This is a genomic window from Futiania mangrovi, assembly GCF_024158125.1.
Lineage (GTDB): Bacteria > Pseudomonadota > Alphaproteobacteria > Futianiales > Futianiaceae > Futiania > Futiania mangrovi.
The window spans coordinates 603,909-618,654 of record NZ_JAMZFT010000002.1 but is presented as its reverse complement, the minus strand read 5'-3'; the positions used below and the strand labels follow the sequence as shown (position 1 = coordinate 618,654).

13 protein-coding genes are annotated in these 14,746 nt (G+C 69.5%); 6 read left to right on the top strand and 7 right to left on the bottom strand.

Annotation, left to right across the window (positions count from 1 at the left end):
- Window position 1 precedes the first annotated feature (1 nt).
- The 5 genes from NJQ99_RS09835 to NJQ99_RS09815 all read left to right on the top strand — a co-directional run bounded on the left by NJQ99_RS09835 (window position 2) and on the right by NJQ99_RS09815 (window position 5,704).
- Complete coding sequence (locus NJQ99_RS09835; RefSeq protein WP_269332655.1) at window positions 2-1,222, top strand: murein hydrolase activator EnvC family protein; 1,221 nt, start codon at window positions 2-4, stop codon at window positions 1,220-1,222.
- The gene (locus NJQ99_RS09830; RefSeq protein WP_331283308.1) at window positions 1,219-2,514 is read left to right on the top strand and encodes a S41 family peptidase; all 1,296 of its coding nucleotides are present in this window, start codon (window positions 1,219-1,221) and stop codon (window positions 2,512-2,514) included. The genes NJQ99_RS09835 and NJQ99_RS09830 overlap by 4 nt, the downstream gene beginning before the upstream one ends.
- A 157-nt stretch (window positions 2,515-2,671) precedes the next feature.
- A complete protein-coding gene (locus tag NJQ99_RS09825; RefSeq protein ID WP_269332654.1) occupies window positions 2,672-3,907 on the top strand; it encodes a divergent polysaccharide deacetylase family protein in 1,236 nt (411 codons plus the stop codon).
- Window positions 3,904-4,383 carry an RNA pyrophosphohydrolase gene (locus tag NJQ99_RS09820; protein ID WP_269332653.1) on the top strand — a complete coding sequence of 160 codons (480 nt, stop codon included), beginning with the start codon at window positions 3,904-3,906 and terminating at the stop codon, window positions 4,381-4,383. The genes NJQ99_RS09825 and NJQ99_RS09820 overlap by 4 nt, the downstream gene beginning before the upstream one ends.
- 214 nt (window positions 4,384-4,597) lie before the next feature.
- Window positions 4,598-5,704, top strand: a complete 1,107-nt coding sequence (locus tag NJQ99_RS09815) for a hypothetical protein (protein WP_269332652.1) — start codon at window positions 4,598-4,600, stop codon at window positions 5,702-5,704.
- 40 nt (window positions 5,705-5,744) lie between these two features.
- Here NJQ99_RS09815 and NJQ99_RS09810 read toward each other — a convergent pair whose 3' ends face one another.
- The 7 genes from NJQ99_RS09810 to NJQ99_RS09780 all read right to left on the bottom strand — a co-directional run bounded on the left by NJQ99_RS09810 (window position 5,745) and on the right by NJQ99_RS09780 (window position 13,994).
- Window positions 5,745-6,563, bottom strand: a complete 819-nt coding sequence (locus tag NJQ99_RS09810; RefSeq protein ID WP_269332651.1) for a ferritin-like domain-containing protein — start codon at window positions 6,561-6,563, stop codon at window positions 5,745-5,747.
- Window positions 6,564-6,700: 137 nt separating this feature from the next.
- Window positions 6,701-7,099 carry a F0F1 ATP synthase subunit epsilon gene (locus NJQ99_RS09805; RefSeq protein WP_269332650.1) on the bottom strand — a complete coding sequence of 133 codons (399 nt, stop codon included), beginning with the start codon at window positions 7,097-7,099 and terminating at the stop codon, window positions 6,701-6,703.
- Window positions 7,100-7,124: 25 nt separating this feature from the next.
- Window positions 7,125-8,549: a F0F1 ATP synthase subunit beta gene (gene atpD / locus NJQ99_RS09800; RefSeq protein ID WP_269332649.1), complete on the bottom strand. Its 1,425-nt coding sequence runs from the start codon at window positions 8,547-8,549 to the stop codon at window positions 7,125-7,127.
- A gap of 42 nt (window positions 8,550-8,591) precedes the next feature.
- On the bottom strand, window positions 8,592-9,473 hold the full coding sequence (locus tag NJQ99_RS09795) for a F0F1 ATP synthase subunit gamma (RefSeq protein WP_269332648.1): 882 nt from the start codon (window positions 9,471-9,473) through the stop codon (window positions 8,592-8,594).
- 35 nt (window positions 9,474-9,508) lie between these two features.
- Window positions 9,509-11,038, bottom strand: coding sequence for a F0F1 ATP synthase subunit alpha (gene atpA / locus NJQ99_RS09790; RefSeq protein ID WP_269332647.1), 1,530 nt, complete (start codon window positions 11,036-11,038; stop codon window positions 9,509-9,511).
- Entirely contained in the window at window positions 11,038-11,598 is a 561-nt protein-coding gene (locus tag NJQ99_RS09785) for a F0F1 ATP synthase subunit delta (RefSeq protein ID WP_269332646.1), read from the bottom strand. Before NJQ99_RS09785 ends, atpA begins: the two co-directional genes overlap by 1 nt.
- Window positions 11,599-11,774: 176 nt before the next feature.
- Complete coding sequence (locus NJQ99_RS09780; RefSeq protein ID WP_269332645.1) at window positions 11,775-13,994, bottom strand: primosomal protein N'; 2,220 nt, start codon at window positions 13,992-13,994, stop codon at window positions 11,775-11,777.
- A gap of 90 nt (window positions 13,995-14,084) precedes the next feature.
- Here NJQ99_RS09780 and fsa point away from each other — a divergent pair, with 90 nt between their 5' ends.
- The gene (gene fsa, locus NJQ99_RS09775) at window positions 14,085-14,744 is read left to right on the top strand and encodes a fructose-6-phosphate aldolase (RefSeq protein ID WP_269332644.1); all 660 of its coding nucleotides are present in this window, start codon (window positions 14,085-14,087) and stop codon (window positions 14,742-14,744) included.
- Window positions 14,745-14,746: the final 2 nt, after the last annotated feature.

Here is a 14,746-nt window from a genome sequence, read left to right as displayed (position 1 = left end):
CTTGGCGGCGCTGGGCCCGCTCGCATGGCCGGCGGACGCGCGCGCGCAATCGGGAAGCGCCGCGCCGACCGCGGAGGATATCGTGGAGGCAAAGGAGAGCGTGGCCGATCTGCGCTCCCGCCTGATCGACCTTGCCGCGCGCGTCCGTGAGACCGAGGAGCGACAGCTTGCCCTCGACACCGCCGCGGCAAACGCGGCCCGCGCGGAGGAGACCGCCCGCGACCGGCTGGTGCGGCAACGTGCCGAACTTGGGGAAATCCTGTCGGCCATGCAGCGTCTGGGCCGCACGCCGCCCGCGGCTGCCCTGCTCGCCCCCGGCGGGCCGGAGGAAGCCGCCCGCGCCGCCATGCTGCTGAAGACCCTGACGGTGGAACTCGATGTGCGTGCCCAGCGCCTTGCCGCCGATGTGCGGGCGCTGACCGACACCCGGGCCGAGGCGATCGCCGCGGCGCAAGCGGCCCGCCGTGCGCGCGCGGCGCTGGAGGAGGAACGGACCGCGCTCTCCGGGCTCGTCGAGCAGCGGCAGGCGCGCGTGACGGCCATGACCCGCGCGTTCGAAGCGGCCGAGGCCCGCGCCCGGATCGCCACGCGCGCGAGCCGCGACCTGACCGACCTCGTCCGCAAGCTGGACGAGCCGCTGCCCGGGCAAACCTCGGAGCCCGCACCCGATGCCGCAGACCGGGCGCCGGAGGCGCAAGGCCAGATAGCGCTCGCAGCCATCCCCCGGCTGCCACCGCAAACCGGGCTCGAGCCGCCCCCCGCCCGGCCGACCGCCGCGGCCTTCGCCGCGCGCAGGGGCAGCCTGCCGCTGCCGGCGCCGGGGCGCATCGTGCAGCGGTTCGACGATGCGGGCCGCTTCGGCCAGCGCACCCGGGGCATGACCGTGGCGGCCCCCTCGGGCGCGCAGATCATCGCGCCGGTGGATGCGGAGGTGGCGTTCGCCGGCCCGTTCCGCGGCTATGGCCGGCTCGTCATCCTCGCCCCTGCGGCGGGCTACCACCTGCTGCTTGCCGGCCTTGACCGGCTCGACGTTCGCGAAGGACAGTGGCTGCTTGCGGGAGAGCCGCTCGGCGCGCTTCCGGGGACTACCGCGGACGGCCACAAAAATGGCACCATTTCCGGCACAGTGAGCGAACTCTATATCGAGCTCAGGCACGATGGCGTTCCGGTCGACCCGATGCCGTGGATTGCGCCGGACCAGAGAAAGGTAACGGGATCATGAAGCGTGTTGTTCTCGCCGGTGCGACCGGCATCGCGGTGGGCCTTGCGGCGTCCGTCGCCTTCGTCGGGCTGCCCGTGGCCGGGGCCGCGGATTCCGACACCTACCGCCAGCTCAACCTGTTCGGAGAGATCTTCGAGACGGTGCGGGCCCAATATGTCGAGCAGGTGGACGATGCCCGCCTGATCGAGGCCGCGGTGAACGGGATGCTCACCTCGCTCGATCCTCATTCGAGTTATCTGTCGCCGAAGAACTTCCGGGACATGCAGGTTCAGACCCGGGGGGAGTTCGGCGGCCTCGGCATAGAGGTCACGATGGAGAACGGCCTCGTCAAGGTCGTGGCGCCGATCGACGACACGCCTGCCTCGCGCGCGGACATCCGGCCGGGCGACCTGGTCACGCAGATCGACGGGGAGCCGGTCCTGGGCCTCACCCTGCGCGAGGCGGTCGAGAAGATGCGCGGCCCCGTCGACACCGACATCACGCTGACCATCCAGCGCGAGGGCGTGGACGAGCCGTTCAACGTCACCCTGACCCGCGCCGTCATCGAGATCCGGGCCGTGCGCGCGCGCGTCGAGAACGATGTGGCCGTCATCCGCGTCACCACCTTCAACGAGCACACGACGGAGAACCTGCACGCAGCCGTGAACGACCTGAAAGGCCAGATCGGCGAGAAGCTTGCGGGCTTCATCCTCGACCTGCGCAACAATCCGGGCGGCCTGCTGAACGAGGCGGTTTCCGTGAGCGACACCTTCCTGGAGCGCGGCGAGATCGTCTCGACCCGGGGACGCGACCCGAAGGACACCGAGCGCTACAGCGCCACCGCCGGCGACATGGCGGACGGCAAGCCGATCATCGTGCTGATCAACGGCGGTTCGGCCAGCGCGTCGGAAATCGTGGCGGGTGCGCTGCAGGATCACCGCCGCGCGATCGTGCTCGGCACCCAGTCTTTCGGCAAGGGGTCGGTGCAGACCATCATGCCGCTCGGCGGGCGGGGTGCGCTGCGGCTGACGACCTCGCGCTACTACACGCCCTCTGGCCGGTCGATCCAGGCCAAGGGGATCACGCCCGACATCGAGGTGGCGCAGGCCCGGCTCGAGCCGCTGGAGCAGCGCGGCGGCATCTCCGAGGGCGACCTGCGCGGCCACCTCAGCAACCCGAGCGACGGGAAGGGCCAGGACGAGGCCGGCACGCCCCAGGCCTCCGGCGAGCGGTCGAGCGACTACCAGCTCAACTATGCCCTCGACCTGATCCGCGGCCTGACCATCATGGAGCAGGCGCGCGCCACGCAATAGCCGGCGCATCCCGGCGGTACAGGGCCGCCGAAACAGTCGAAAATCGCCCCGGGCGTGCTAAACATGGCGCGCCCGGGGTTTTGCTTTCAGGGCGATTCGGCCGGGCCGGCAAGGCCCAGCCATTCAGGACGGAGAGACCGCAGCACCGATGCGCCGCATGACCGTTGCACGCTGGAGCCTGTCCCTCGCCCTCGTCACGGTCCTGGGCGGCATCGGCGTCATCGCCGGCTGGCTGCCGCGGGAGGCGCCGGACGTGCAGCGGGGCAAGCAGGTGGTCATTCTCGCGATGACCCCGGAAGGCGCGCCGCCCGAGGTGCTGCTGTCCGAGCCCGACCGCGGCACGCTGGCCGTGGCGCCGCGCGTCCCCGATCTCCCGCGCCCCGTCACCGGTGAGGCACCCTCGACCGCATCCGCCAGCGCCGACGGCGCCCCTTCTGCGGGCGCGGACGGCGGCACCGCACCTGCAGGCGACACGCTCATCATCACGCTTCCGCCTGCAGGCTCGGCACAGAGCGGCGGCGGCGAGGCGGACACCCGCCCCGTGCCAGACATCACCGCCTCACCGCCGCGCGGCTTCGGACCGCCGACGCCGCTGGCCGCCGCCCCTGTCGCGGCGGTGACCGAAGACACTCCCGCAGGCCCCCTTCCCCGCATGGCGGAGGACGGGCGCACGCCGCGCGATGTCTATGCACGGCCGTTCGGTGCCGCGCAGGGCGGGCCCCTCGTCGCGCTCGTGATCGGCGGCATCGGCCTCGACCACAATACCTCGCTCGCCGCGATCCGCGACCTGCCCGGCGAGGTCACGCTGGCGCTCGCTCCCTATCCGCCGCAGATCGCCGACTGGGCGCGCGAGGCACGCGAGGCCGGGCACGAACTTCTGCTGGAAGTCCCGATGGAGCCGTTCAGCACTGCGCAGGAGCCGGGCCCCTCGGCACTGCTGACCAGCATCGGCACCGGCGAGAACATCGCGCGGCTTCACTGGCTGATGTCGCGCTTTCCTGGCTTTGTCGGCGTGACCAATTATCTCGGCGGCAGGTTCACCAGCGACGCCATGCGGATGCAGGCCGTCGCCAACGATCTTGCCGCGCGCGGCCTCCTGTTCCTCGAGAGCGGCGGCTCGCGGCTCAGCCAGGCGCAGGAGGCTGCTGCAGCGGCTGGCCTGCCCTATCTGAAGGCGTCGCGCATCGTGGACCTGACCCCGGCGGCTGGCGATGTCCGGGCCCGGCTTGCCGAGCTTGTGCAGATCGCCCGTGAGAAGGGTTCGGCCGTGGGCGTCGGCGCGGCACTGCCGGGCACGATCGAGGCGATCGTCTCCTGGGCTCCAACACTGGAGGCCTCCGGTGTCCGCCTCGCGCCCCTGAGCGCACTCGCGGCACGCAAGGACACGCAATGACCGACACGCGCCCCTACCGCCCCGGCGTGGGCGTCATGCTACTGAACCGCACCGGACACGTGTTCGTGGGCCAGCGGATCGATTCCACGGCCGAGGCCTGGCAGATGCCGCAGGGCGGCATCGATCCGGACGAGGCGCCGGAAGCCGCCGCCTTTCGGGAGCTTGCCGAGGAGACCGGCGTCACCTCCGCGCACATCGTCGCGGAAAGCCGCGACTGGCTGAGCTACGACCTGCCGGAGGAATTGCGCGACGTCCTGTGGAAGGGCCGCTATCGCGGCCAGCGGCAGAAATGGTTCGCAATGTCCTTCGAGGGCGAGGACAGCGACATCGACATCGCCACCGAGGTGCCGGAGTTCCGTGCCTGGCGCTGGGCGCGGTCGGAAGACCTGCCGCAACTCATCATCCCCTTCAAGCGTCCGCTCTATGCCCAGGTGCTGGAGGAGTTCGACCCCATCCTGCGCCGTCTCCGCGCCTGAGCGTCCGGCACACGTGCCTTGCCCGGCTGCGCCTGTCGCCGCCCGGCAGATGCGGTGCGGACACATGCCGCCCGCAACATGCTGCGGCGCAACAATTGCCTAATTGACAATCAGAAGTTTCGGCGCAGAAATTTTGCGCAACCCTGGGGCGGGAAGGGAGAGCCGGTGGCGGCACAGCCCGCTTCGACAGGGCGAGTTCAGGAGAAACAAGAAGATGAAACTGTTGCATCCAGGGGCCGGCGCAGTTCTGGTGGCCTCCCTCGCCTTCGGGGCTGCTCAGCCCGCTTTCGCAGAAACCTCCTACCCCCATGTCACGGGCGAAGTGACGGTCGAGGTCGAATCCGACGTCGTCTACAAGTCCGACGCGGCGGGCGGCGAGGTTTCGGACACCTACCTGATCATCGACGCCTACTTCCAGACCTACTTCACCGAGAGCTGGTCGCTCGTGACCTATTTCTATCTTGAGCCGACGACTGGCCTCAACGCGGGCGAAGACCGCTTCTTCACCGACGAGGGGGGCTATGTCGAAGAGCTGTACATCAGCTACGAGGACGACTGGGGCCGCGCCTGGGCCGGCAAGTTCGACGTGAACTTCGGCAGCGCGCACACCAACGCGCCCGGCATCTACGGCACCAATTTCGCCGAGGACTACCAGATCCTCGAGCAGCTTGGCGGCGGGGTGCAATTCTCCCTCTCGCCGCAGCCCTCGATCATGGGCGAGGTGTCGCTCTCCGTCGCGGCCTTCTTCGCCGACCGCACCATCCTGTCGGAAAGCTGGCCGGAGAACCGCGGCCGCCTGCGCAAGTCGGCCGGCGGGGCGGGCAACACGTCTGGTCCGCAGTCGTTCGCCATCGCGCTCGACGGGGCGGAACTGCCGACGGTGCCCGGCTTCACCTACCATCTGGGCATGATGTACCGCGCCGGCGGCCAGGGCGATCCGAAGGACGAGATGAGCCTCGTGCTCGGCGGCTCGCAGGAATATACGCTGGGCGAGAGCACGAGCCTCTATGTGATCGGCGAACTGGCCCGGGTCGCCAACCAGTTCGGCACCGACGACGATGCGTCCTACGCGACGCTGGGCGCGCAGCTCGATTTCCTCGACGGCTTCAACGTCAATGCGACGGGCGCCTACCGGCACGTGAAGTTCGGCGGCGGCGGCGACACCGACGACCTGCTGTTCACGGCGGGTGCGGGTTATACAATGCCGGTCGGGCCGGGCGACCTCAGCTTCGATCTCGGCTGGCGGTATGGCGACGAGTTCGGGGTCCAGACCGAGACGGTCGGCGCACTTCTGAGCTACACCATCGCGTTCGGCGACTGAGCCCGGACGAAAGACGACAAGAGCGCGCGGTCTGAGGCTCTCAGGCCGCGCGCTTCTGTTTCCAGCCCTGCTTCAGGCGCAGGCCGTTCCAGGTGACCGCGCCGATCACGCTGGCCGTCCGGCCGTGCGGGTCGAGGCCGACCGCCTTCATCGACATGGAAATCAGCCGGTCGGTATGGCGCCGCTCGTAGAGGCTGAGCGCGACCTCCTCGTAGGCGCCCGCGCAGCGCGCCCGGTCGTAGGGCCGGTCCGCGCCGATGTTCGCGCAGTGATAGGCATAGGCCAGTTCGTCGTCCTCCGCCTCCCGGATGCGGCCGAGGGCCACACCCAGGCGCCGCAGCAGCATGGGCCGCTCCGCCGCGCGATAGCGCTGCAGATGCTCGTAGAAGAGCTTGTAGTGCCGGAACTCGTCCGCCGCGATGTGGGCCGCGATCTGGCGCAGCACCGGCTCCTGCGTCCGCTCCTTCATCGCCGTGTAATAGGAGGACGTGCCGGATTCGACGACGCAGCGCGCGATCAGTTCGCCCGACCGCGACCCGCGCACGGATTCGGTCGCGTCGACGGGGATCCGGTACCCCTCGCGGAAGGCCGCGAACGCCGCCTCGAAGTCGAACGCCGGGTCCGCCATCTCCGCCCAGCGGCCCAGCGCGCGGCCATGCTGCGCCTCTTCCTCGCCCCAGGTCTCGGCGGCGGCGACGAAAGCGGGGTCGTCGTGAAACACCTTGCGCAGATACGTCACATAGTCGGCGCTGTTGTATTCGACGAGCGCGGCAGCCTTCACGGCGCGGATGACCGCGTCGCTCACCTTGGTGCCGTCGAAGCGGTCCCAACAGATATCGTCCAGTGTCCAGGTCGCCATCCCGTTCCCCGATCGCCCGTTCACTCTCTAACGCTACAGGTGCGCATTGGTTCGTCAAAATGCCAGAGGGCCGGCACGCATGCAGCGCCCGGCCCTCGGCTCGTTGGTCTTGGGAGCGCTCCCGGCGCCGGCCGTGTTCAGAGCGCGTCGAGTACCTGCTGCAGGTCGTCCACCCGCTGCTGGGCCACCTGGCGCGCCTCGTCCGTCTTGGCGTCGGCGACGTCTTCCCGCGCGTCCTTCAGGCTCTGCTCGATGGCGGCACGGTCGATGTCCTCTTCCGCCACCGCATGCTCGGCCAGCACCGTCAGCCCGTCGGGCGTGACCTCCGCGAAGCCGCCGCGCACGAAGATACGCTTCGGAGCGCCCGCCCCGTCGTGCACCCGCAGGAAGCCCGGCCGGATCGTCGACATCACCGGCGCGTGATGCGCCAGGACACCGAACTCCCCGTCCGCGCCCGGCACGACGACCATGTCGACGGCCTGCGACATGAGCTGCCGCTCCGGGCTGACGAGATCGAATTGCAGCTTGTCCGCCATGGTCCGGCGCTCCCGCTCCGTCAGATCAGGCCGCTTCCGCAGCCATGGCTTCGGCCTTCTTCACGGCCTCCTCGATGGTGCCGACCATGTAGAACGCCGCTTCCGGCAGATGGTCGTACTCACCCTCGCAGAGCGCCTTGAAGCTCTTGATCGTGTCTTCGATGCCGACGAGCTTGCCCGGGAAGCCGGTGAACACCTCGGCCACGTGGAACGGCTGGCTGAGGAAGCGCTGGATCTTGCGCGCGCGCGCAACGATCAGCTTGTCCTCTTCCGACAGCTCGTCCATGCCGAGAATGGCGATGATGTCCTGAAGCGCCTTGTAGCGCTGCAGGATCTCCTGCACGCGGCGGGCGACGTTGTAGTGCTCCTCGCCGACGATCCGCGGGTCGAGCATGCGCGACGTGGAGTCGAGCGGGTCGACGGCCGGATAGATGCCAAGCTCGGCGATCTGGCGCGACAGAACGGTCGTGGCGTCGAGGTGGGCGAACGAGGTCGCCGGCGCCGGGTCGGTCAGGTCGTCCGCCGGCACGTAGATCGCCTGCACCGAGGTGATCGAGCCCTTGGTCGTCGTGGTGATCCGCTCCTGCAGCGCGCCCATGTCGGTCGCCAGCGTCGGCTGGTAGCCCACGGCCGACGGGATGCGGCCGAGCAGCGCCGACACTTCCGAGCCCGCCTGCGTAAAGCGGAAGATGTTGTCGACGAAGAACAGCACGTCCTGGCCTTCCTCGTCGCGGAAGTATTCCGCAACCGTCAGGCCGGAGAGCGCCACGCGGGCACGCGCGCCCGGAGGCTCGTTCATCTGGCCGTAGACCAGCGCCACCTTGGAGCTGTCGCCCTCCAGGTCGATGACCTTGGAGTCGATCATCTCGTGATAGAGGTCGTTGCCCTCGCGCGTCCGCTCGCCGACGCCCGCGAACACGGAGTAGCCACCGTGCGCCTTCGCGACGTTGTTGATCAGCTCCATGATGAGCACGGTCTTGCCGACGCCCGCGCCGCCGAACAGGCCGATCTTGCCGCCCTTCGCGTAAGGCGCCAGCAGGTCGATGACCTTGATGCCGGTGACGAGGATCTCGGCTTCCGTGGACTGCTCCACGAACTCCGGCGCCGGGCGGTGGATCGCCCACTTGTCCGACGTCTTCATCGGTCCGCGCTCGTCGATCGGCTCACCGATGACGTTCATGATGCGGCCGAGCGTGCCGGGGCCCACCGGCATGGCGATCGGCGCGCCGGTGTCCTTCACTTCCTGACCGCGGGCGAGACCCTCGGTCGCGTCCATGGCGATCGTGCGCACCGTGGACTCGCCAAGGTGCTGCGCCACTTCGAGAACGAGGCGCTGGCCGTTGTTCTCCGTCTCGAGCGCGTTCAGGATCTCGGGCAGATGCCCGTCGAACTTCACGTCGACCACGGGTCCGGTCACCTGGGTAATCCGTCCGACAACGTTCGTGCTCATCGATGTCACCTCTTCTCCCGTCGCCCCAGCATCCGCCGAGCGTCAGAGCGCTTCCGCGCCCGAAATAATTTCGATCAGTTCCTTGGTGATGATCGCCTGACGCGTCCGGTTGTAGTTCAGCGTCAGCTTGTCGATCATGTCGCCGGCGTTGCGCGTCGCATTGTCCATGGCGGTCATGCGCGCGCCCTGCTCGGAGGCCGCGTTCTCAAGAAGTGCGTTCAGCACCTGCACGGTCAGGTTCCGCGGCAGCAGGTCCGCGAGGATCTGCTCCGCATCCGGCTCGTACTCGTAGACGGCGCCCTGCAGGTCCGCGCCCGTCTGCCCGTCCTCGATCGTCGCCGGGATGATCCGCTTGGCGGTCGGCACCTGGCTCACGACCGAGCGGAACTCGGCGAAGAACAGCGTGCAGACGTCGAACGCCCCTTCGTCGAACAGGGCGAGCACACGGTCCGTCACCCGCTGCGCCTCGTCCAGCCCGACGCGCTTCACGCCCGCAAGTTCGATCGTCTCGATGATCCGGGAGCCGTGGGTGCGACGGAGCGCGTCGCGCCCCTTGCGGCCCACGCAGAGGATCTTGACCGTCTTGCCCTCGGCCACGAGCCGGTCGGCATGTTCGCGCGCCAGCTTGGAGATCGAGGCGTTGAACGCGCCGCACAGGCCACGCTCCGCGGTTGCGACCACCAGAAGGTGGACGCGGTCCTCGCCCGTCCCCACGAGCAGGCGCGGTCCGCCTGCTTCAGGCGACATGGAGGCGGACAGGTTCGCGAGCACTGCCGACATGCGCTTTGCATAGGGCCGCGCGGCCTCCGCCGCGTCCTGCGCCCGGCGCAGTTTCGCGGCGGCGACCATCTGCATCGCCTTGGTGATCTTCCGCGTCGACTTGACGCTGTTGATCCGGTTTCGCAGGTCCTTGAGGCTTGGCATCTCGCCCTTTCCCCGTCCGCTTCAGCTACCGCCGATCAGGCGAAGTTCTTGACGAAACCGTCCAGAATCCCGCGCAGCGCCTTGTCGGTCGCCTCGCTCACCTGGCCCTCGGTGCGGATCGTGTCGAGCAGATCCTGATGCTTCGAGCGCACCTCGTTGAGGAACGCCTCCTCGAAGCGCTTCACCGCGCGCACCGGGATCTGGTCGAGGTAGCCGTTCACGCCGGCGAAGATGACCACGACTTGCTCTTCCGTCTTCAGCGGCTGGTACTGCGGCTGGGTCAGAAGCTCCGTCAGGCGGGCGCCGCGGTTGAGCAGGCGCTGCGTGGCGGCGTCGAGGTCCGAGCCGAACTGGGCGAAGGCCGCCATCTCGCGGTACTGCGCCAGCTCCAGCTTGATCTTGCCTGCGACCTGCTTCATCGCCTTGATCTGCGCGGCCGAGCCGACGCGGCTGACCGACAGGCCGACGTTCACCGCCGGGCGGATGCCCTGGTAGAACAACTCGGTCTCGAGGAAGATCTGGCCGTCGGTGATCGAGATCACGTTCGTCGGGATGTAGGCCGACACGTCGCCCGCCTGCGTCTCGATGACCGGGAGGGCAGTGAGCGAACCCGCGCCCTGCTCGTCGTTCATCTTCGCCGCGCGCTCCAGCAGGCGGGAGTGCAGGTAGAACACGTCGCCCGGGTAGGCTTCGCGGCCCGGCGGGCGGCGGAGCAGCAGGGACATCTGGCGATAGGCGACGGCCTGCTTGGACAGGTCGTCATAGGCGATCACGGCATGCATGCCGTTGTCGCGGAAGAACTCGCCCATGGCGCAGCCGGCGTAGGGCGCCAGGAACTGCATCGGCGCCGGATCGGAGGCCGTCGCGGCGATCACGATCGAGTACTCGAGCGCGCCGTTGTCCTCGAGTTCCTTCACGAACTGGGCGACGGTGGAGCGCTTCTGGCCGACCGCGACATAGATGCAATAGAGCTTCTTGCTCTCGTCATCGCCGGCGTTGATCGGCTTCTGGTTGATGAAGGTGTCGAGGATGATCGACGTCTTGCCTGTCTGGCGGTCGCCGATGATCAGCTCGCGCTGGCCGCGGCCGACCGGGATCAGCGCGTCGATCGCCTTGAGGCCCGTGGACATCGGCTCATGCACCGACTTGCGGGGAATGATGCCCGGCGCCTTGACCTCGACCCGGCGGCGCTCCGCGCCATCGATCGGACCCTTGCCGTCGATCGGGTTGCCGAGACCGTCGACCACGCGCCCGAGCAGGCCCTTGCCAACCGGCACGTCGACGATCTGGCCGGTGCGCTTGACCGTGTCGCCCTCGCCGATCTCGCGGTCGCTGCCGAACAGCACGACGCCGACGTTGTCGTCCTCGAGGTTCAGGGCCATGCCGCGGACGCCCGAGCTGAACTCGACCATCTCGCCCGCCTGGACGTTGTCGAGCCCGTAGACGCGGGCGATACCGTCACCGACGGAAAGGACCTGACCGATCTCGGAGACCTCGGCCTCCTGACCGAAGTTCTTGATCTGCTTCTTCAGGATTGCGGAAATTTCCGCGGCTTGGATATCCATCAGCGGGCCTCTTTCATCGCGAGCTGAAGGTTGCGGAGCTTGGTTCGGATCGAACTGTCGATCATCCGGCTGCCCACCTTGACGATGAGCCCGCCGAGAAGACTTTCATCGACGCTGACGTCCACCTGCACGTCGCGCCCCATGGCGGCCTTCAGTTCCGCCTTGAGGTCGTCGAGCTGTTTTGCGGTAAGCGGGGTCGCAGAGACGACGTCGGCCGAAATCTCGCCGCGATGCGCGCGCAGCAGCGCGCGGTAGCCGGCGATCATCCGGTCCAGCGCGAACAGTCGGCGGTTGGCGGCCACGAGGCCGAGGAACCGGCGCGTCAGGTCGTCGAAGCCGGCCTTCTCGGCGATGGCCTGGATGCCGGCGGCCTGATCCTCGCGGCTGAACACGGGGCTCTGCACGAGGCGGCGCAGATCGGCGCTCTCGTCAAGCATCTGCGCCAGCGCGTCCAGATCGCCGGACACGGCGTCCAACCTGTCGTCGTCCTTGGCGAGATCGAACAGCGCCGTCGCGTAGCGCCCCCCGACCCCAGTGATTTCCTTCGTGCCGTCCGACACCTGATCCCTCCTCGGGCGGACCCAGCCTAGCCCAGCGTCAAGCGATTGACTTTACGATAAATTTCGCAATACGCGGCTGGAGCGGTTCAGGCACCCCCGCCCGAAACCGCGCGTGGTCTAACACAGCAGGTTCAGGGCTGCAACACGCTTGCGTGCGCGTGACGGTCATGCGCCCGTCACAAAAAGCTCTGGGGGTCGATATCGACGGCCAGCCGGATCGCCGAGGGAACCCGCACCGGCGCGAGCCAGCGCACCAGGGCGTCATGCAGCACGCCGGCGTTGCGGGCCTTCACGAGGAAGCGGATGCGGTGGCGCCCGCGCAGCAAGGCAATGGGTGCAGGCGCGGGCCCCAGCGCGTGGACGCCCTCCCCCCGGGGCGCGGTGCGTGCGAGGTCGCGGGCGAAGGTGCCCAGCCCGGCCTCGTCGGGGCCGGAGAGCACGAGGCTCGCCAGCCGGCCATAGGGCGGGTAGCCGGCGTCGGCGCGCGCCTCCATCTCGGCTGCGACGAAACGGTCCCGGTCGCCCGCCGCCAGCGCCCGCATCACCGTGTGCTCCGGCATGTAGGTCTGCAGGATCACGCGCCCCGGCCGGTCGGCGCGGCCAGCCCGCCCTGCGACCTGGTCGAGCAGCTGGAAGGTCCGCTCGCCCGCCCGCAGGTCCCCGCCCGTGAGCCCCAGGTCCGCGTCGACCACGCCCACCAGCGTCAGGCCGGGGAAGTGGTGGCCCTTGGCGACCAGCTGCGTGCCGATCAGGATGTCGACCTCGTGCGCGGCGATCTGTCCCAGCAGGCGGTTCAGTTCCGCCGCGCTCTCGATGTGATCGCTGGAGAGGAGCGCGAGTCGGGCGTCGGGGAAGCGCGCCGCGGCCTCCTCAGCGATCCGCTCGACACCCGGGCCGCAAGGCGCGAGCTTGTGCGCGGCCCCGCACTCCGGGCAGGTCTCCGGCTCCGGCGCGGAATAACCGCAATGATGGCAGACGAGGCGGCGGCCGAGACGATGGCTGACGAGCCAGGCGGCGCAATTCGGGCAGCCCATGCGGTGGCCGCACGCGCGGCAGAGCGTCAGCGGCGCATAGCCGCGCCGGTTGAGGAAGAGCAGCGCCTGCTCCCCGGCCTCCAGCGTCTGCGCGACCGCCTCGGCGAGGCGCGGGCTCAACCATTGGCCGCGGCCCGGCGGCGCGGCGCGCATGTCGACGACCTCGACAGCGGGCATGCCTGCGCTGCCGAAGCGGCTTTCGAGGCGCAGGCGGGTGTAGCGCCCGCGCTCCGCATTGGCGTGGCTTTCGAGCGACGGCGTGGCCGAAGCGAGCACGACCGGCACACCGGCTGCGCGGGCGCGCACCACGCTCATGTCGCGGGCGTGGTATCGGATGCCGTCGTCCTGCTTGTAGGCGCCGTCGTGCTCCTCGTCGACCACCACCAGGCCGAGGCGGGCGAAGGGCAGGAACAACGCCGAACGCGCGCCGATGACGATAGGCGCGGGCGTCTCGCCCTCCTCGCCGCGCACGGCGCGCCAGACGCGGCGGCGCTCCTTCGCGGGCAGGTCGGAATGCCATTGCAGGGGGGCTGCGCCGAAGCGGGCCTCGATCCGCGCGGCGAGCGCCAGCGTCAGCGCGATCTCCGGCAGCAGGACCAGCGCCTGCCGGCCCGTGGCCATCGCCTCGGCAACGGCTTCCAGATAGACCTCCGTCTTGCCCGACCCGGTGACGCCGTCGAGCAGGAAGGCCTCGAACCGGGGGGCGCGGGCGGCGTCGCGAATCGCGTCCGCCGCCGCCTCCTGCGCCGGGTTGAGATGCGCCGGGCCGCTGCCTGCATCGTGCGCCGGGACTGGCGGCGCGGCGTCGAGATCGACGGGCGCGAGCACGCCCTGATCCGCGAGACCGCGCACGACGCCGGCGCCGACGCCCGCGATCTCGGCGAGTTCTGCCGCCGTGCGGGGCGGGCCGTCGCGCAGGATCTCCAGCACGCGGGCGCGGGCGGGCGTCATCCGCTCTGGCACGGTACCCGTGGGCGCCCAGCCGATGCGCGGGCGCGGCTGCGTCCCGTCGCCCCGCCCGCGCAGCACCATCGCCAGCACCTGGCCCGGCGCGCTGAGCGTGTAGTCCGCCATCCAGTCGACGAAGGCCAGCAACTCCGCCGGGAACGGCGGCCCGCCCAGCCGGGCAGTCACGGGCTTCAGCTTGCCCGCCGGCACAGCGGCGTCGGGCGTACCCGTCCAGACCACGCCGTCCACATGGCGCGGCCCCAGCGGCACGCGCACCGGTTCGCCGGGGGCGAGCGCCAGACCGGCCGGCACGAGATAGTCGTAAGCGCCCGCCAGCGGCAGCGGCAGCAGGACGCGCACGCGGGATGGGGCGGCTGAGGAGTCGTCGTCCGCGAACAGGCCGGGTACGCTCATCTCTGGACACCCCGGGCCTGTGCCTGTATCCCGAACACCGCCTGAAACCGGCCTTTCGGGGCCTTTCGCTGCCACGGGGACACGCCCACCATGAAGTTCTTTGTCGACACAGCAGACCTGGACGAGATCCGCGACCTGGCCGAGACCGGCCTGCTCGACGGCGTGACCACCAACCCCTCGCTGGTTGCCAAGACCGGCCGCCCGTTCACCGAGGTGATCGCGGAGATCTGCGACGTCGTCGACGGCCCGGTCAGCGCCGAGGTCGCCGCCACCGACGCCGAGGGCATGATCGCGGAAGGCCGTGCGCTCGCGAAGATCGCGCCGAACGTCACGGTCAAGGTGCCGCTGACCTGGGACGGGCTGAAGGCCTGCCGGGCGCTGTCGGAAGACGGCACGATGGTCAATGTCACGCTCTGCTTCACGGCGAACCAGGCCCTTCTCGCGGCCAAGGCGGGGGCGACCTTCATCTCTCCCTTCGTCGGCCGGCTGGACGACATCGGGCTCGACGGTATGGAGCTGATTCGCGACATCGTCACCATTTATGACACCTACGGCTTCGACACCGAAGTGCTGGTCGCCTCGATTCGCCAGCCGAACCATGTGAAGGCGGCGGCGCTGCTGGGTGCGGATGTGGCGACGGTGCCGCCCGGCGTCCTGCGCAAGCTGGCCGAGCACCCGCTGACCGAGCGCGGGCTGGAGCAGTTCCTGGCCGACTGGAAGAAGACGGGCCAGACGGTCCCGCGCGCCTGATC